12 protein-coding genes are annotated in these 18353 nt (G+C 51.2%); 2 read left to right on the top strand and 10 right to left on the bottom strand.

Annotated elements, in window-relative coordinates:
- Window positions 1–2: 2 nt before the first annotated feature.
- The 7 genes from ACN0YR_RS19530 to ACN0YR_RS19500 form a co-directional block, all read right to left on the bottom strand.
- Window positions 3–824 carry a prolyl oligopeptidase family serine peptidase gene (locus tag ACN0YR_RS19530; protein ID WP_417850894.1) on the bottom strand — a complete coding sequence of 274 codons (822 nt, stop codon included), beginning with the start codon at window positions 822–824 and terminating at the stop codon, window positions 3–5.
- A 50-nt stretch (window positions 825–874) separates the two neighbouring features.
- On the bottom strand, window positions 875–1882 hold the full coding sequence (locus tag ACN0YR_RS19525) for an AAA family ATPase (protein ID WP_417850893.1): 1008 nt from the start codon (window positions 1880–1882) through the stop codon (window positions 875–877).
- A 142-nt stretch (window positions 1883–2024) separates the two neighbouring features.
- Window positions 2025–5060, bottom strand: a complete 3036-nt coding sequence (locus ACN0YR_RS19520) for a VWA domain-containing protein (protein ID WP_417850892.1) — start codon at window positions 5058–5060, stop codon at window positions 2025–2027.
- A 208-nt stretch (window positions 5061–5268) separates the two neighbouring features.
- Window positions 5269–7107: an ATP-binding cassette domain-containing protein gene (locus tag ACN0YR_RS19515; protein WP_417850891.1), complete on the bottom strand. Its 1839-nt coding sequence runs from the start codon at window positions 7105–7107 to the stop codon at window positions 5269–5271.
- A 132-nt stretch (window positions 7108–7239) separates the two neighbouring features.
- Complete coding sequence (locus tag ACN0YR_RS19510) at window positions 7240–8658, bottom strand: hypothetical protein (protein WP_417850890.1); 1419 nt, start codon at window positions 8656–8658, stop codon at window positions 7240–7242.
- Window positions 8659–8872: 214 nt separating this feature from the next.
- Window positions 8873–9925 (bottom strand): substrate-binding domain-containing protein, encoded by a 1053-nt coding sequence (locus tag ACN0YR_RS19505; RefSeq protein ID WP_417850889.1) that lies wholly within the window; start codon window positions 9923–9925, stop codon window positions 8873–8875.
- Between the two features lie 192 nt (window positions 9926–10117).
- Window positions 10118–10822 carry a 3-keto-disaccharide hydrolase gene (locus tag ACN0YR_RS19500; RefSeq protein ID WP_417850947.1) on the bottom strand — a complete coding sequence of 235 codons (705 nt, stop codon included), beginning with the start codon at window positions 10820–10822 and terminating at the stop codon, window positions 10118–10120.
- Window positions 10823–11191: 369 nt separating this feature from the next.
- Here ACN0YR_RS19500 and ACN0YR_RS19495 point away from each other — a divergent pair, with 369 nt between their 5' ends.
- A complete protein-coding gene (locus ACN0YR_RS19495) occupies window positions 11192–11839 on the top strand; it encodes a bifunctional 4-hydroxy-2-oxoglutarate aldolase/2-dehydro-3-deoxy-phosphogluconate aldolase (RefSeq protein WP_417850888.1) in 648 nt (215 codons plus the stop codon).
- Window positions 11840–11893: 54 nt separating this feature from the next.
- Here the strand turns inward: ACN0YR_RS19495 and ACN0YR_RS19490 are convergent, their stop codons facing one another.
- From ACN0YR_RS19490 to ACN0YR_RS19480, 3 genes are all read right to left on the bottom strand, one after another.
- Window positions 11894–12448, bottom strand: coding sequence for an O-acetyl-ADP-ribose deacetylase (locus ACN0YR_RS19490; RefSeq protein ID WP_417850887.1), 555 nt, complete (start codon window positions 12446–12448; stop codon window positions 11894–11896).
- A 19-nt stretch (window positions 12449–12467) separates the two neighbouring features.
- Complete coding sequence (locus ACN0YR_RS19485) at window positions 12468–15305, bottom strand: glycosyl hydrolase-related protein (RefSeq protein WP_417850886.1); 2838 nt, start codon at window positions 15303–15305, stop codon at window positions 12468–12470.
- Window positions 15306–15524: 219 nt separating this feature from the next.
- Window positions 15525–16622, bottom strand: a complete 1098-nt coding sequence (locus ACN0YR_RS19480) for a hypothetical protein (protein ID WP_417850885.1) — start codon at window positions 16620–16622, stop codon at window positions 15525–15527.
- A gap of 216 nt (window positions 16623–16838) precedes the next feature.
- Here ACN0YR_RS19480 and ACN0YR_RS19475 point away from each other — a divergent pair, with 216 nt between their 5' ends.
- Complete coding sequence (locus tag ACN0YR_RS19475) at window positions 16839–17891, top strand: type II secretion system F family protein (RefSeq protein ID WP_417850884.1); 1053 nt, start codon at window positions 16839–16841, stop codon at window positions 17889–17891.
- Window positions 17892–18353: the final 462 nt, after the last annotated feature.

Genomic DNA, 18353 nt, shown 5'->3' with positions numbered 1-18353 from the left:
TACTACTTTGTTACCTGTTTCTTTTGTGCGAAGAGCCAGTCCCAGACGAGACGGTTAGCAGCCGTCACGGCCCAGCTGTTGTGTCCAACACCAGGATATTCGGTGTAGATGGCTTCTCCGCCTGCTTTACGGACCGCGTCGACCATCTCTCGAGATCGATGCACTTTGACAGCTGTGTCTGCATCTCCATGGAACGCCCAAACCGGGACGTTCGCAATCTGTTCGGCATATGCAGGGTCACCTCCACCGCATATTGAAATCGCACCTGCAAAGAGCTCGGGGTGTCGCTGTATGGCGTCCCAGGTTCCGTAGCCACCCATCGAGAGACCGCAAATGTAAATGCGATCCACATCGACCGGGAGGTCTTTTTTGAGTTGCTCTAGAAGTTCAAAGGTTGCAGCCATTGGAACCGAAGGGGTCTTTGGCATCTTGTGTGCATCCAGTCCCCAGTCTACTTCAACCCAGCGAGTCTCATTGGGGGCTTGAGGAGCGATGACAAAGCAGGGGTGTCGAGCCTGCATTTCGTCGGTTGCCAGTTCCTGAGCCACATGCACTAATTGCTTTTTGTTGTCCTCTCCACGTTCACCAGCTCCGTGAAGAAACAGGACGAGAGGATATTTCTTGCCCGACTCCACCTTTTTCGGTGAGAGCATCCGGTATCCTAAATCGAGATCGTTGCTCGCGGAAAATGTTTTCGATTCAAAGCGTTTCACAAGATCGGTTTCCTTCTCAGCGCTTCGGACATACGAACTCAGGCCTATCGTCAAACAGCAGAAACCTGCGATGAAATAAAGACTTGCTGACCCATTTTGACGTGATGACATTTGAACGCTCTCGCTTTTTTGATGTATAGCATCAGACATGAAGTGAGTGATTACGCAGCTTGTTCTGGAAGTACGGAAACACATTCGTCGATCAAATCTCCCACGCTGACGTTCTCAGCTTGTCCGTCGTAGTTCAGGAGTGTGCGGTGTTTGAGAACTTCGTCGGCAAAGTATTTGATGTCATCAAAGGAAACATGTACACGACCGGCACTGAGAGCTCGCACGCGAGCCGCGCGGATCAATGCTTGAGCCGCGCGAGGTGAGGCTCCCCAACGAATGAATTTCTTCACACCTTCTGGAGAGAACTCTGTTTCAGGATGTGTCGCAAGGACCAGTCGGCAAGCAAAATCTCGCATCGGGTCAGCGACGACGACTTTGTTCAAGACTGTCCGAAGGTGCATGATCTGCGGACCGCTGAGGATTTTGTTGACATCAATCTTCTGCCTGAGAATCGTCCTGTTCACAATGTCGTTGAGCTCTGCCAACGAAACGAAGGGGACGTCGACTTTGAACAGGAAACGATCCAGTTGAGCTTCCGGGAGTGGGTAGGTTCCTTCTTGTTCGAGCGGGTTTTGAGTCGCCATCACAAAGAACGGTTGTTCCAGAGAATGAATGGTCCCTGCTGTTGTGACTGTCCCTTCCTGCATTGTTTCCAGAAGTGCCGATTGCGTTTTGGGGGTCGCCCGATTGATTTCATCTGCGAGGAGCAACTGAGTGAAAATCGGACCTTTGCGGAACTCGAACTGATAGCGTCCTTTCTCATCGGGCTGCATCATGTTCGTTCCGATGATATCCGCTGGCATCAGATCGGGAGTAAATTGAATCCGGCGAAATTCAAGGTCAAGCACCTGAGACATCGCCTTGATCAGTTCCGTCTTTCCGAGACCGGGAACCCCTTCGAGAAGGACATTGCCCCCGCAAATGATGGCTGTCAGGGCGGCCTCAACAACGCGTTCCTGACCGACAATCACTTTGCCGATCTCTTCTCGGACTGCTTTGAACGTGTTGCTGAATTCGTTTGCTTCAGCTTGAAGTACAGCGATGTTCTCGTCTGTCATTATTCTGCTTTCCTGAGTTGTACTTTGCTGGCGATTGTCTTGATGGGAACATTTTGCAGGACAATCGATTGTCCGGCTCTTATTTTGAATTCGTTTTCAAAGGGAGTTCGTGATCGGATCAATTACGACCAACTGCGAACAGCTACGTCTCTTCTTCATCTTGGTTTTCTGACCGCTTTCGCTTGATGGCGAGTAACCGACTGGTCGTTGTCTCTGCCTGGCTTTCTGGTGTTTGTTCTGGAGTTTTCGGCTTTGGTTTTGATTCCGAAGCTGTCCGTTTGACGGGCTGTTGTATGTACGGGCTTTTGCCGCCTGCTGTTGGGGTCGGTTTGTATTCAGCTTGAGCCTTCAGCTTTTCGCCGACTTCTTTTTTGCGTGAGAGCAAAGCACCCATCGTCTGAGTCGTCTCTGCTTTGCGACCTATTCCGAGTGCCTGCATCACAGCGACCCAGTCGAGTTGAACTCGTCGGACCGCGACGTCGAGCGGAATTAAACAGGCGATGGCGATCAGGAACCAGTCGAAGACTGGCTTCGAACTGGTCTTCGGTGAGCGGCGATTATAGATCTGCTCGGCAGTTGTCGTGCTATCGAGTTCTTCCCCGTTTGTTTGTTCTTTGATCTGTTGGAGCGTACCCATGTTTGAAGTGAACTTCAGGAATTCCGGTGAGTACGAAACGATAAACCCGCCGTGAACCCGATCTTCCCGTTCTCCAGATTTCCCGAGTGCTGTCACCTGGAATTGCCCTTTGTCTGCAACCGGAAATGTCCCCTGGTATCGTCTTGGACCAACTTGTTTAAGGGGGATCGTCAGTTCCATGCCACCGGGGCCGGAGACTTTAGCAGCCACGTCGAGGAAATCTTCTTCTGGGTGAAAGTCTTCAACCATGATGACTCCCTGTCCGCCGGAATTGTAAGTCCACATTCTCAACTGGCCCGCCTTTTCGACGCGTGAAATGCGAATGAGGAGTTGCTTTACAAACGCAGTGTACTGCTCCCAGTCGACCCAGTCCGATGCCCATTGATTAGACAGGGATGATGTAAACGCAGCGGTCGTTCCGAGGCCATAACGCCAGATCGCCAGCACGGGGTCCGTCTCTTCTTCAGCGGCATCGTCGGGGACGGCAAAAAGAACATTCTCAGTCAGCGCGTTCTCTTTTAGGGACGTCAGTACGAAACCACTCAGCTTGGGGAGTTCCGGAATTCCTTCCAGGACCGGCGAAGGGAAACCGACTTGCGGATTGATTTCCTTTTCCTGAATCATGCTCCGCTTGAGTGTCTTCGCTTCCTTGATGAAAATCGATGGTAACTCGTTTGGGTCAGCTGGGAAGTAATAACGTCCTTCAGTCGCATTGGCGATGTTTCGGAGTGTGCCAATTTCTGTTCCGCCATGAGGGAAGATCGCGACCGTTGAGATGCTGACTTTTTCTTTGATGAAATCCTGCATCAGTCTCGGCGGAGCGAGTTGTGGATCGCCGTCAGAAATGATGATCATGTGCTTCGTGGCAGCATCGCTCTTCTTGAGTCCATCTAAACCGATCTGCATCGTCGGCCCAAAGGCGGGCATGTCTCCGATGGCTGCCGCGTTGATTTTCGGAACCATCGAGTCGTATTCGCCAGCGGGAGTCAATTCGAAAATCCACTGTTCTCCCCCCGGACCGTAGGCGATGACTCCGACTTCATCCTGCTTGCCGAGAACTTTAATCGCCTGCTTAGTGATGCGTTTGGCCCAGGTGTTTCCTTCAGGAAATTCACAAGTGTGCAGGATGATCGCCAATGCCCCTTTGGGTAGAATTTTCTTCTTGGTGATGTCCATCGTGACAGGGAGTGTTTCTTCGACAATACTTCGATGATACCCACCCGGCCCGAAGCTGTTCTCGCCGCCGATCATCAGAAAACCGGTCCCCTGATTGAAGACGGCGTCTCGCATCGCCTGCAACTGCACTTCGTCGAACGCATCGTTCGGAACGTTTGCGAAGATCACGCAATCGTATGGAAGCAGCGACAGCGGATCACGTGGGAACTTGTAAGAATCGACAACTTCAACAGCCCGTTCCCCCTCTTGAATCGCTTGTACGAGACGTTCGAAATCGCGGTCATCATCGCGTAACGGGTCTGCAACGATGAGAACTTTGCCTTCGCCTTCAACATAGATGTAGCCTACGGCTTCGTTGTTTTCATCGCGACCGTCCGTTCCCTCTTCAGGGATCAACTTCGCTTTGTATTCATAGTAACCAGGCGTACGCAGATAAATGGGGATATCGACCCGGCTCTTCCCTTCGCTGAATTCGACATCGATCGGTTCGTCAGTAATAGGCTCCCCATTTTCCTCGATGATCAGGCGACCTTTGCCCGGTTTGAGCGATGAGATGACCACCGAAGCTTCGTACGGTTCACCCAGTTTGACGGTTTGTGGCAGGTCAAGTCGTTCAATCCAAATTTCATCGGTGTAGTTATATTTCACCGGCATCACATCCACGGAAATACCGCGCGAGTTCAATTGATCCAATACGGATTTTAAATCGCCCGAAGTCTCCGAACCGTCGCTAATGAGGACGATTCTTCCGAGCGTATCTTCAGGAAGAATGGCAGCTGCCAACGACAGAGCATTTTCGATATTGGTCGCATCCCGATCGACGCGGCTATTGAATTGGATGTCGTCCGGGTTCGACATTGTACTGCCAAAGGCTGTTTGAATCGGAGGAACTTCGACAGCTGCGGAGCTTCCAAATGCAATCCAGCCAGCAACGTCCTGACTCGGCTTCTCTGCGGTTGTGGTGGCGACAAAATTCAGGGCTTCAGTCACCCGGTCCGGATGAATCGATTCAGAAATGTCGACGGCATAGACAACCGAGATTTGGTCACTGGTACGCACACTTCGTGGACCCGCCATCAGTGCGACAAACGTTCCAACCAGGAGTAATCGAACGATCAATGATTGTGTTGACCGGCGACGATTCAAGCCGCTCCAGCCGTTGATCGCCATCCACCAGACCCAGACCGAGACTGCCATCCAGCAGAACGCCCAGGGGTGTGAAAAGGTCAGTCTGTCGGAAAAGGAAAGAGCTGAGAGAATGCCGGCATAGCAGGAGAGGAAGATGAGTAGAGGCAGTGCGTCGATCCACGTCACTCGGTGACGAGCAGCGGGGAAAACACGTTTGACGATTTGTTTGAACGTCACAGCTTCCTCAGTATGGCAATTGCCAAATCAACGTGAGAACAAAAACGGATGCGATTCAACATGCACTGATCCGAAATCCTGGAGGAAATCCAATGTTGGCCTTCACGTTCTGTCTCGTGGAAATGAACTTTTCAACATGCGAAATGGGCTCTTCACGGAGATCAAAAACACGAAAGTCTCTCACTTTCAATTCCTACTTCTTCAATTACTACTTCATCTGTAATTCAACAACTCTTCTGTTTCCGGTGTCGGCAATCGTAATCTTTCCGGAATGGCTCACGGCAATTCCCCAAGGTGTCCAGAATTGTCCTTCCCCACGTCCTTCTTGTCCATAACGTCCGATCACTTCACCCTCTATTGAAATCTGCGAAATTCGCCCGGCTCCGTATTCCGGTACGAACAGCGAACCGTCAGGTCCGATGGCGATATCGTACGGATAATACAATCCGGTCGACTTTGCATCGGCAACCACACGGAGAAATTTCCCGTTCGGTGAAAATGCCTGAATTCGATTGTTAATAGCATCGGCAACGTAAATCACACCCTCGTGCCAGACCAATCCACTGGGACGTTGAAACTCACCTTCTTCTGTCCCTACTGCTCCAAACATTAAAACGAATTCACCCTCCGCAGTGAATTTCTGAACCCGGTCGTTCCCACCATACTCAGCGACATACAAAAAACCATCTGGGTCTTGAGTCACTGCTGAAGAGTAGATGAATTGCCCTTCACCATGTCCGCTCTCTCCAAACATTCGCACAACATTGCATTGATCATCAAAGATCACCACGCGATGGTAGTGGGTATCCGCAACGGCAATGTGACCATTCTGCATCACGCAGACACCTTCGGGGCGTCCAACATCATACTCTGGCATCCACCACTTGGTTAAAAGTTTTCCTGCAGAATCGTAGCGAAGCACTCGACCAACGTTGTCCAGAATCAATAAATCTTCATTCGGAGAGAAGGTCATTCCTCGAGCTGCTGGAAGCATCGCTCCTTCAGCGGGGAGAAGAAACTGGCTCGGCTTGCCCACACGCAATCTCGGTTCATCACCGGACGATTCGCGACATCCATTCAACATCAGAAGACTGATGAAGAGAATGCAACTCGTCACCACCCGCAAGGCAACCCTGGTTCCTTTTGGAAGAGGTTTGATGAAAGGGCGATGATAGAACGTTTCGATTTTCTGGTGTCCATCGAGAGAGACCTCCGTCTCCTGATGAGAGCCAACGAACCAGGAATGCTCGATTGTGCAACTCGCTGATTCAGATTCTTCAAGGAGGACCTGCTCCGGTCGGAGGCAACAAGGCCCCGCAACCGGTTCGCTGATTCCCGCGATTGAGTCGGCGTTCTCAATCCAGTTCGCAGGCCCCATCATCAGTGCCAGCGATTTGCTGGGTGGCGAGTTGTACAGCGATTGCGGATCTCCTTGCCAGAGGATTTTTCCCTGATCAAGACAGAGAACCTGATCGGCTTCCCGCATGACAACCTGGGGAGAGTGACTCGAAAAGATCAGCGAGGAATTGTTTGAGAGAAGGTGTTTTCGTAAGGCTTGCCAGTATCGGTCGACGCGTCCCGGGTCGACATGCGCAAACGGTTCGTCCATCACCAGAATTTTTGATTGCGATGCCAAAGCCCGCGCAACTGAGACACGTGCCCGTTCTCCCATCGAGAGCGTTTCTGGCTTTTGATCGCGAACACTTTCCAGGTCGAACGCCTGAAGCAATTCAGCGACGAGAGCATCATTCTCACTCGCAACAACTTGAAGATGCTGCTGCACTGTGAGATGCGGCCACAAGCCGAAATCGGGGGGGACCCAACTGAGAAGCAGACCTTGTGTCTTTTCAGGGCGTATTTGCGAGAGCGTCCCCTGCTGCGGCTTTTCGAAGCCAACAAGCAGATTCAACAGCGACGTTTTCCCCGCGCCCGATTTCCCGAGTAGGGCTGTCACTCCGGTCGGAATAGACAAAGACTCAATCTGCAGACGCGGTCGAGCAACCGGTCCGAAGTGAATCTTTTGCAAATTCCAGAGTTCAGAGTTCATGCCATGCGATTCGTCGAAGGGGTCAGATTCTTGAGAACCATCCCCTGAAAGTGAGTAGTGGCTGGAAAAAATGGGTAGAGAAAGATGGGAACTGCATGTAATCCTGACTTTCCCCGACCAATTCCCCGCTTCTTAGTTCAATAAAAGACGAGACCAAAGTTTGCGCAACTGGAGAACTCCGAGAGCGATCAGGAACGGAAACATAAACGCTAAAGCGAGCTTTGCTCCCAACGCTGCGATGCGACCGTAGTGGAGATTATTGTACAAAACCAAACCGACCGGAGCCAATCCAGGCATCGCCAGAATCGACGGAAGCATCACTTCGAAGTACGCCCAAAACCCGACAATTGCCACCGTGATGAACCGAATTCTACCTTGTGTTTGCCACGCAAGCTCAATCGCCTGATCACGTTGACGCACATCAGGCGAGGATTTCAGCATCTCGACAAGGTATTCGGAAGCTGGGAAATTCATGCGACTCAAACAGTGTAATAGAATTAAGGTACGCGGGAGAATTGCCAGGATTTCCCCAAGTACGAGGGGAACTGGTGTGTCGTACGCAATCTGAAATGGTTCTGTTTGAAAAATCCCCGCAAGCATCAAACCTAATGCCAAATTCCCCATTGAGCCCGGTATCAGCAGGCAAAATAGCAACCAGCGACCGGCAGATGATCCATTTTGAATCAGGAAAAAACGACATGCCACCGCCAGCCCCAAAGTTCCCACTGTCGTCGTTCCGGCAATGAGAAGTGCATCACTCAGCTCTCGAAAAGTCGAAGGCTGCAGGAACAAACTTCCGAATCCGATGAAGATCCCTCGGATGAGTTGTGAGCCTGGAACAATCACCACAATGGCAATGGCAAGCGACAGCCACGCCGTGCAGAACCAGTCACGCCCCGGTTGAGAGAGGGTTGATCGCTCAATGATGTTGAAATTCCGGTCACCTGCTTTTCCTAACCAGAGCACGATCGGAACCAAAAACGGAATCTGTATCAGAATCGGCCAGAGAGTCAGAGAAATCGTTTCTTGAAGTGCCAGCCCCCCCACATGCTTAGTGAACATCCATTCGGTCCACCCTGAAGCCTGCATTAAGGCAGCCAGATCTGCTTCCTGAAACGAGAGCACGAACAGCAAACAGAACGCTGCTAACGAATACTGAAACCGGGATGTCAGAAAGAGCTTCCAGCGTTCAGTCGATGCCAATTTCATCAGCCCGCCGGAATAGAGAGCAGTGGCAGACGTGGCTGGGCTGGAGGAAAACTCCAGAATGATGACAGCAACCGGGACCGCCTGCATCATCACAATCAGGCCATACAGAATTTCCTTGGCCCAGGGAAAATGAATCAATGACATCGCTGTGTCGCGGTAGCAGTAACCGGTCATCAAAGAGGGAACAAAAAACGGTAACAGCAACCCGCCCCATGCTCTCTTTTTCTTAGCTCCGCTCAAACCGCGAAGCCAAGTCTGCAGCCCATTGGCGATAACCGTCCCGATGATCGCGAGGATCAAACTTCGACCGGCTGACCAAATGAGTGCTTCCGTCCAATTCACCGTTTATGATTTCTTTCAATCTCTTGGCTTGATCGGTCGTTTCCGGAACATTTTGCAATACCTGTTGAGTCGGTGGAGAGTGCTTCTTATGTCGAAAATCGCACATGTCCACGAGTCAGAACCTGAACACCTTCGAAAACTGCTAATCAGCAATTTCAGGAATGGTGTGCGCGGACTCTCTCGTGGTCTCCAGTTTTTCCCTTGATGGATAACGTTATTCACCGAGAGGAGCAACGGGATTCTGTTCTAAAAGTTCGGACTCCAGCCACTTCAAGCATTCGTTTCGCGATTGAGAAAATTGCGTCACGTCGACCGATTCTTTCGCCCACTCTGCGAGCGGTTTGACATCGTCTGGTAAGTCGCCACTCTCGAAGGGGCCTAATGGAATTTGCCGGGCTGCGGACTTCGCCAAAGCCAACTCGATCTTTTCCGAAAGCAGGTAGTCCATGAGCCGGGCGGCATCTTCTTGCTTTTTAGTTCCACGAATGATCGCGACACTGTTCGGCAGACAAATTGTTTTTCCATTCGCTCGAATTGGTAACATCGAGACATCAGCTCCATCGTCCAATCCGACAAAGAAGTCGTCACTATCAGTCCAGCCAATATCACAAACTCCTTCCGCGACCAGATTCTTGACCGTCGAATTCCCCGGGACAATTTTGCATCCGCGTTGCTGCAAATCTTCGAACCATGCTTTCATTCCCTTCTCACCAAGATCCTGCCAGAGAATGCTGAAATGCGAAAGCGTGGTGCCGTAGATCGGCATGGCAATCGCCATGCGAGACAAGTCGCCGGTTTCAAATTGCTCCACTATGGCTTGCTCGTCACCGGTCACTGTTTCGTTGTTGTAAATCCACACGCGCATTCGACCAGCGAACCCAGTCCACAAACCTTCCGGATCTTTGAATTGACTCGGGATCCGTTCATATCCGGAACCTTTGTAGGGCTGAAGAAGTCCCTGCTCAGCAAGATCGATAGTCCCGAGTACCTGATTGTTCCAGAAGAGATCACACTTCGGGTTGTTCTTCTCACGAATCAAACGTTGCACCAGCCCCAAAGATTTCGTCGCTTCCGTGTCGCCGACAATGATCACTTTGATGCCGGTTTCCTTTTCGAAGTCATGCAGGATTTCTTCGGCAAAAATTAAATCGTGTGCACAATAGACAACGAGTGCATCGTCTGTTCTTCGAACGACACTGACCCAGGCTGCGATGAGAACAGCGATCAGCGAAACTCCAAGCGCGATTTTCTTTGCTGAGTTCGACATGAAACATCCTCGACGTTGAAGGATCGCTGGGGAACATCGTGTGTGGAAAACTAAACGCTCCCCGCACAAGCTGACTGATGCGGGAAGCGTTCGTCTGAGAAAATGTTCAGACCAGACCTGAAACCTGAATTCGCTCTCTCAAAGACTGAGAAGCGGCCATTCCACAAGTTTTCGGACTGACTCGACTCTTTGTTACTTGAGCTCTTCCAATGTGATGTCTTTGAACTCGACCCACATCGGTTTTCCTGCATGAAGTTGCAGAGCCAAAATTCCTTCGGAGAGTGCGAGTTCGGGGTGATTGTCGGTAAAGTCGAGGACAAGTTTGTCGTTCATATAGTGTTGAATGTGATTTCCTTTGGCGACAATTCGAACGTCGTTCCACTCATTCAGTTTGAAGAGCTTTTCGTATCCCTCTGCGTCAATCAGGTTTCCAAGGACTTTCTTCCCATCCTCGTTCCACTCTGCTTTTTCCCCAGCCAGGCAAATGCGTCCCCGTTTGCCACCTTCGTCATAAATGAATCCCGAGACGTTGGGGAATTTGTTCTCGTTTCGGATTTCATGTTGATAGCCACGCACGACCCACTGATTGCGAGGTTTTCCTTCTGTGATGTGGCGTGAGCGATATTGAATTCCAGAATTATTACTCTCCGTGCAGCGGAACGTCAGACGCAGTTCGAAATCGTCGAGCTTTCCGCCTTGCCAAATCAGGAATGTATTTCCATTCGCTTTGACTTCGTCAGTTGTTTCTCCATGAATCACTCCATCTTTGACTGACCACAGCTTCGGATCACCATCCCAGCCAGAAAGATCTTTGCCGTTAAACAGGGTTTTTCCGTCCGCTGCGAAAAGGTTGGCAGACAGAAGTGCTGCGAACAGGCAGGTATAAAATCGAGTCATCATTTTCTCCAGATGAAGTTCAAGGTTGAAGACTTTGATTATGGCCAAAGCTGCGAAACAATTCCAATCGTTGTGCATCACTTTCTACGCGCCGGTTTTTCAGGTTGAAAAGTCAGGATGCTTTAAGGTCCATTTCAGACTGTGTTGTCGGTTAGAGCAAATTGTCGATATCATTTGACGAAAGTCAGCATCTCTGGCGAAAATTCTATCGATTGAGCCGGTCTTTGCTGGGCAGGAAAGAGACAGAACATTTAGAATTGATCCGATCACCTCTGCATGTGCATAGAAGGGCTTTCTCACTGTTTGAGAGGCCAAATCCGGGTTTTCGGATCAATTCTTAGACACCTATTCAATTTGGCAAACATTACGATGAGTAAAGAAACGGATCTGAAACGTGTTCTCGATCTGGGGCTGGTTGCGATCATTCGCGCCTCGAACGGAGATCGACTTCTGGAGGTCGCTGAGGCGTTGTACGCAGGGGGAATTGATGTCATCGAAGTGACGTTCACCGTTCCCGGTGTCGTAGACATCATCAAGCAATTGCGAGACAACATCGGTGACCGGGTTCTCCTCGGAGCAGGAACTGTTCTCGATCCAGAAACTGCACGAGCCGCGATTCTCGCTGGAGCGGAGTACATCGTCACTCCCACGGTGAACGTCGAAGTCATCAAACTGTGCCAACGGTACAGCAAACTGGTGATGGCCGGGGCGTTTACTCCAACCGAAATTCTCACAGCCTGGGAAGCTGGAGCGGACATCGTCAAAGTCTTCCCGGCAGACGTTGGCGGCCCGTCATATCTTAAAGCAGTTCACGGTCCGCTGCCGCAAATTCGGCTGCTTCCAACAGGAGGTGTCAATCTCGACACATTACCGAGTTTTGTGAAAGCAGGTGCGTGTGCTGTCGGTCTGGGAAGCGCACTTGTCGAAAAAGAGGCTCTCGAAAAAGGAGACATGAAGCGAGTCGAAGAACTTGCCAAAGCCTACGTTGAGAAAATGAAAGAAGCTCGCGGATTGTAGAAGAATACGAAGCCAGTTTTCGCCGGACACTTGCACGTGTTCGGCGAACAGCTTTTACCATTTCTGTGCGATCTTCGCGACGTTTTCCAATGCGTGCGAGAAGGCCCCATATGCTCCGCTGTCAAACAGCACGAAGCGCACAAGCGTCGGGGCTTCATGTTCTCTCAAAAACTCAGCGACGCTCATGAGTGCATGCGCTGCTGCAAGATCCATCGGATAGCCGTAGACGCCGGCACTGACTGCAGGAAAAGCCACCGATTCACACTGGTGGTCAACTGCCAGTTGCAAGCTGTTGCGGTACGCACTTTTCAGAAGCTCCGGTTCTCGTCGGATTCCCCCTTGCCAGACCGGGCCAACCGTATGGATCACAAACTTGCAGGGAAGATTTCCAGCTGAGCTGATGACGGCATTTCCGGTTTCGCATCCATCCGGGTAGCGAGCGTCGGTCTCTTCCATAATCGACGGGCCACCTGCCCGATGAATCGCTCCATCAACACCTCCTCCACCCGCCAGTGAAGAGTTGGCAGCATTGACAATGGCATCGACTTTTTGATCTGTCAGGTCACCCTGAACAAGTTGAAGTGTGCAATTTAGAATTTGCGTTTTCATCTTGTTTCGTTCTTGATGATCACGAATCAAATGTCAGTTCGACGTCGCAAATTTCATAGGGAGCGATTTCAACCATCACCTGATCGTCCTGGACGTGCAAGCTGTGAATTGTTTCACCCTGGAAATTGACTTGCCGGGCCGCTTGCGGGGTGCGGAAGCATTTAAGCGGGAATGTTTTTGTGCGACCTTCGGTTTCGAGAAGTCGAACAATGAAACCAGTTTTCTCTGCATTTTTGTGAGTGGGCAAAATTCGTGTCAGCAACACATTCGCAGCCCCTGCAAAGAACAGCCAGCCTTGCTGACCTCCTTCAGGGGGAGCCGTGTCAGTTGGAATGACCAGTGGCTCTGAGAACGCATCGAGATGTGCCTGCATCGGATATTTGACGTCAACCGCGATACTGAACTGGAACTTTCGTTTCGTCTCGCCTTCAGTGATCAGCAGCGTATCAATCATGCGGTCGCCAGTTTTTCGATGAAACGGGTATCCCGGCGTGAGGATAGTGGTGCGAAAATCATCGTCCGCGATCTCCAGATATTGCGGCGCTTCAATTCGCTGCTTGCCGACAGCATGGGCAGCTTGCTGCATGGAGCCGGTCAGCGATGCCGTGGTATGTTTCCAGGCAAATCGGCAACCGATGTAGTTTGTCCACGGGTCTCCACTGGGAGTCTTTTTCAGGTCGAGTTCGATCTCGACATCGACATTCGGACGTCCTCGCACAACGCGTGTAACCTGTCGATACGTGGCAACAACTTCATCATTTTGACCGTCGACCAAGTCGCCAATCGTTTCAATTTCTCCAACAACCGGTCCCGCACTGAGGACGCGGGATTCTCGCATTTGCATGAATGAATAGTAGGTCTTGAACGACTCACGTTCTTCACCATCTTCGACGACGACTGTTCGCTCTCGCGGAAATCGAAAAGCGATTTGTTGACTCACACGATTCGGGCTGCGTGTGTATGTTGAGACACGGGCGATCCCTCCGGTGACATCGCTCAATGCGACTTGAAACAGTTCATTTCGCAACGTCAAATCTTCCGCCATCGCTGTTTTGCCAACAGGCGACTGCGCTTGATCCCCATTCGCAGAGACCCAAAGAAATCCACAAGGTGGCAAGTCGACAAGTGCGCAGCTTCCAGATTGATCGATTTGTCGTTGGAGAATTCCCCGATCGGTCCCCGGTTGGCCTGCTTTCCATTTGATTAGAGACTTACGAGCAAACGATTGCGGATTGACCAGCAACATTCCTTTTCCGGCTTGCCCTTTGCTGGCGAAGATTCGAGAAAGATCTTTCTCAACAGCTTGCTCGGTTTCTGAAAGTTCCCCATCAAATGTTGAAAGGGTCTCGCTGCTGGCCTCGGAATGGGCAGCTTCGAGCAAGCTCTCCAGTTTGTTTTCCTCGGGTAACGAGCCGACTCCTTTGCTCAACAGGCTGACAAGTTGTTTCGCCCAGTCGACTGATTCAAAGCGTCGTCGGCGCTCCCAGTATTCAGTCCAGCGGCTGATCGGATTCTTCTCTTCTTTCGCAACCGATTGAATCAAGTCGAGCGTAAAGTACGCGCTCGTATTAAAATCGGACATCCGTCCCTGGGAGTCAGACGTCTCGAAGAACTCGGAGAAGGTAACGAACTTTCCAAGAACCGGAGCGTAAGCTGAGGCACGTCGCAGATCCTCCAACCAGGGAGTTTTCATTTTCGGCCAGCGTGCGAACACAACGGCTGCGGTGTGGTCGTAGTCCATCGACTCAGCCATCCGAACCGGGAACCTCAGGAAACTCCCCGCGCTGTCCGCAGCAAGTGGGATGCGGCTGAAGGCATCAATCGCAGTCCCGTCGGAGCCCTCCCATCGCATGAGAGTTTGTTCATCGTCCGGATAGATTCCATCGTCCATGACAAAATGAAGCCCGGCTGTGTAGCCGAGTCGATCCAGTATTTGCGGCAGGTGACTTCCCAGCCCAAAGCGTTTCCGCGCCCACGTTGTTGGCTTGGCATCAAAGAGCCTTTCGAGTGTGGCCCGTCCTTTTCGCAGCTGCCATAACGTTGAATCGAGTGCCATTAACGGAGTCGGCAGCTCTGTCTGTTCTCCGCCGATCAGCTCCAAAGTTCCCGCTTTGATCGAGTTCCCAATCGTTTGAGACCAGGAGGCATCCTTCTCGGCGATTGTTTCCCAGTCGGCAGCTGTGGCCAACAGGTTCGTCGGCGCGGAACTTTCAACCAGCGTTTTTAACTCATCACTGGCGAAGTCTGGATTCACCAGACACAAGTCAATCAGATAGCAAGCAACCGGATAAAATCGCTCCCGGCATTCAAGCAGCATCTCGAAGCAGTGGCTCAAGTGCTTGCGTGTCGCTTCAACATCATGGTTGATGGCAGCTTGTGCAGCAGCGATCGCTTCTCGCTGCATGTGGGATTCATCCAGGTGGCTGAAGTTCCGCATGTGACGAGTCAGCAGCTCAACTTGAAGATACACAGTCCCGAGCGCCAGAAAGTCAGCGACAAGATCCGAATCGACCGCGTGCTCCAATTCGAGCGGTTCCAATGCCTGATGAAGCATTTCCTCTCGGTCGTGTTCCCCGCTGATGACCACGCAGCCTTCACGACGTGCACGTTCAACCCAAGTTGCGGGAACCCACTCGTCACAAGGAGTCGGAACGACGACCAGCCGATTGTCCTGCACACTCAACGACTCATCGGAACGCTCCCATTTCGGAAATGCACCAGTTGATGCAAGAAGCGAAGGGTGCCAGAGAATCGAAAAAGCATTCAATAAACTGGCAGCGGCCTCTTCTCCAAGTTCCGTTGGGAAATCTTCCAGGCTATGGCAAGGAACCAGGACGATCAAATCGTTGTATTTCATGTGAATGCAAAAACTGTTCTAGAACACTTTCGTGTTTCTTGTGTCCGTGAAGAACGCGTCTCATGTAATGAATCACTCATGCCCACGAGACAGCTCGCGTACATCTCATTCAAAACTGTTTAAGAACACTTTCGTGTTTCTTGCGTCCGTGAAGAACGCTTCTCACGTGATGAATCACTCATGTCCAATAGACAGTTCACGTTCATCTTTTAAAACTACTTAGTAAACACCGACAGTCGTTTTCTTGGCGAAGACGTGGAACGGTCGGACGCCGCTGATTCCGTCCCAGGCGAATTTTTCGCAAGGAAGCTCACGCTCCCCTTCGTCACGTTCCATGAATCCCGGAATGAAGAGTTCTTCGGTCAGTGTCGTCAGTTTCACGCGACCGGTTTCTCCGTAGCCGACGACTTTGTTGTAGTCATCAAAGTCAACAACTTCGATGGCAGCTCGCGGCTGCGGAGCGTAATAGGTGATTTTGAATTCGTCTGCCGGATCGAATGGCTTTCCGCAGGCGAGCCCCATCAGTGTGTTCCCGTAAGTCGGGGTGATGAACACATCAGGGCCAAGAAGTTCTTCTTTGCAGAATCGATACCACTGCGGTGTAAACTCTGTTCCGCCTGCGAAGATCCCTTTGATGCCGACTTCGGCGATGCTTGTCCCCTCGTCAAGCAACCGCATAGCGAGCGCTTCGAGGAGTTTCGGGGTCGCAAACATGCACTTGATATCATGGTTGGCGGTCAGCACGGTGTATGCCTGATCGATAACGTGATCAGCGTAAGCCTTTGCCGATTCGACATCCCCCTTCTTGAGCAACTTCACCACCCAGCGAGGATCAAGATCGACACAGAAACAAATTCCGCCCCGGTACTGGCACAAGTGCTCGACTGCCAGTCGCAAGCGGCGCGGTCCCGATGGGCCGAGCATCAGCCAGTTTGAGCCACGTGGAAAATCTTCATCGGAAAGTGTATCCGAGAACTGTTCGTAATCGATGAAGTGATCTCTCACGACGCAGCGAGACTTCGGAATTCCGGTCGTTCCACCAGTTTCGAATGTGTATTTATATTCGTTGTGCCATTTCTTCGGCAGGAAGCGTTCGACAGGTCCGCCGCGGAACCAGTCGTCTTCGAAGAGTGGAAACTTCTTCAAGTCGTCGAAGCATTTCACATCGGTCAGCGGGTTGAAGTCGTACTCCTTCGCCTTCTCCAACCAGAATGGGGCACCCAGTTCCGGGTCGAAGTGAAGTTGGACGATGCGGACTGCTTCTTCGTCGAGCCGCTTGCGGGCTGCATCAGCTTGTTGTTCAAGTTGGTCGCTCAAAGGAACGCCCTTTCTTACACTATATTAAAAGATGAGGAATTTCCTGTGGATTGTCGAACTCGTAGAATGACATCCAACAGATTGCAGATTTTTTCGTAAACTTCAAGATCGTTGCCGCAATCATAGGTAAGTACGACTCCTTTGCAAATTCGCAAGGGCCATTGGATCAGACATTCCTGTTCAGAAAATTTGCCAAATCTCAATTGAGGAAATCCCGTGCCTTTGCTCTCACCCCGGGCGACACAAAAAGAGCTGGCATTTCTGTGTCAGTCGTTGGGAACCTCTCTGCATGCCGGGATTGACCTCGTTCGATCACTGGAAATGGCTGCCAAGCGGAGTTCAGGGAAGATGAAGTCGGTCCTGAACGACATGGAAGATCAGATAAAATCGGGCGGAGATCTGACTGCTTCGATTGAGTCCCACGGGGCCTTTTTTCCGGATCTTTTTGCAGATGTTGCCCAGATTGGAGAATACACCGGATCGCTGCCGGAAGCTCTGAAAGCACTTTCAACGCATTACGAGAACAACCTCCGGCTGCGAAAAGACTTCATTTCTCAAATCACCATGCCGTTGGTGCAGTTGACGGTCGCAGTCTTCGTAATCGCAGGCATGATCTTTCTGCTCGGGATTATCGGCAATGCAACGGGAACTCCTGTGGACGTTCTTGGTTGGGGACTGATGGGCGCATCGGGAGCTCTGACCTGGCTTGGCTTTTGGGCAATGGGGATTATTTCCCTGTTTGTCGCCTACAAGCTGATCTTTCAATCACTGACCGCTCAGCGAGTGGTTTACCGAGTGCTGATGGCGGTCCCCGTTGTCGGCAGGTGCCTGCAGGATTTCGCGATTGCCCGTTTCTCCTGGGCGTTTCATTTGACCCAAAACGCTGGCATGCCAATTGACGATTGTCTCGACTCCAGCTTGCGAGCCACTTCGAACGGAGCCTTCATCGCAAGTGCCGACGGAATGATTCGTGACATCAACAACGGAGAAACTCTCACCGAAACCTTCGAGCTTAGCGGACTCTTTCCGATGGAGTTTATCCAAACGGTTTATGTCGCAGAGACATCCGGAACCGTCCCCGAGGCACTGCACCGCCTCAGCCCACAGTTTGAAGAAAACGCCCGCCGCAGCTTAAAGACATTCGCAAATGCCGCCGGCTGGGCCTGCTGGGCCGGCGTTGCAGCCTTCATCATTTACATCGTCTTCAGCATCGTCTTCTGGTACCTCGGCATCCTCAACGGCGCACTGGATATGGTCAACGAAATATAAAGAACATCATCATCAGCAAGCAAGGGCACAAGCAGTGGTAAGTTGGGGTGAAGCGGATGAGAGTTTGTTTTGGTTGCTGGAAACCGTTGGCATTGTTTCTTGCAACTCTGTTTCAATTGGAGATTCGCGTAACCCAACAAGGCTGAGAACGATGGTCGTTCACTCGAAACGTTGCAGTTCCTTCCGAGCTCCGTATTAAGATCGGAGGCCGACGGTTTGTGACAACCGAAAACAAAAAAACTTGTCGGAATTCGACCGACGATAATTCAAGACGAATTCAAGTACTCAAAATGTTGGGTTACTATTCAACCACTAGATGAGAATTCAATAAAACCAGATACGATTTCAGAAAAACAATATGAATATGAAAAAAACGATCGGGCGGGTGGCACGACCCAGAACGGAACGGAGTGAAGTGATGGGCGTGGCGAGCGCGGGGGTGAGGTTGATGAATTAGTGAAC

Source organism: Thalassoglobus sp., from assembly GCF_048270125.1.
Classification (GTDB): domain Bacteria; phylum Planctomycetota; class Planctomycetia; order Planctomycetales; family Planctomycetaceae; genus Thalassoglobus.
Note: the sequence above shows the minus strand (reverse complement) of the source record. Positions and strands in the feature narration are given on the sequence as shown.

Excerpts from the sequence above, each read along its gene's own strand:
- ACN0YR_RS19530 (WP_417850894.1), bottom strand. The coding sequence starts at position 824 with ATGTCATCACGTCAAAATGGGTCAGCAAGTCTTTATTTCATCGCAGGT.
- ACN0YR_RS19525 (WP_417850893.1), bottom strand. The coding sequence starts at position 1,882 with ATGACAGACGAGAACATCGCTGTACTTCAAGCTGAAGCAAACGAATTC.
- ACN0YR_RS19515 (WP_417850891.1), bottom strand. The coding sequence starts at position 7,107 with ATGAACTCTGAACTCTGGAATTTGCAAAAGATTCACTTCGGACCGGTT.
- ACN0YR_RS19505 (WP_417850889.1), bottom strand. The coding sequence starts at position 9,925 with ATGTCGAACTCAGCAAAGAAAATCGCGCTTGGAGTTTCGCTGATCGCT.
- ACN0YR_RS19500 (WP_417850947.1), bottom strand. The coding sequence starts at position 10,822 with ATGACTCGATTTTATACCTGCCTGTTCGCAGCACTTCTGTCTGCCAAC.
- ACN0YR_RS19495 (WP_417850888.1), top strand. The coding sequence starts at position 11,192 with ATGAGTAAAGAAACGGATCTGAAACGTGTTCTCGATCTGGGGCTGGTT.
- ACN0YR_RS19490 (WP_417850887.1), bottom strand. The coding sequence starts at position 12,448 with ATGAAAACGCAAATTCTAAATTGCACACTTCAACTTGTTCAGGGTGAC.
- ACN0YR_RS19485 (WP_417850886.1), bottom strand. The coding sequence starts at position 15,305 with ATGAAATACAACGATTTGATCGTCCTGGTTCCTTGCCATAGCCTGGAA.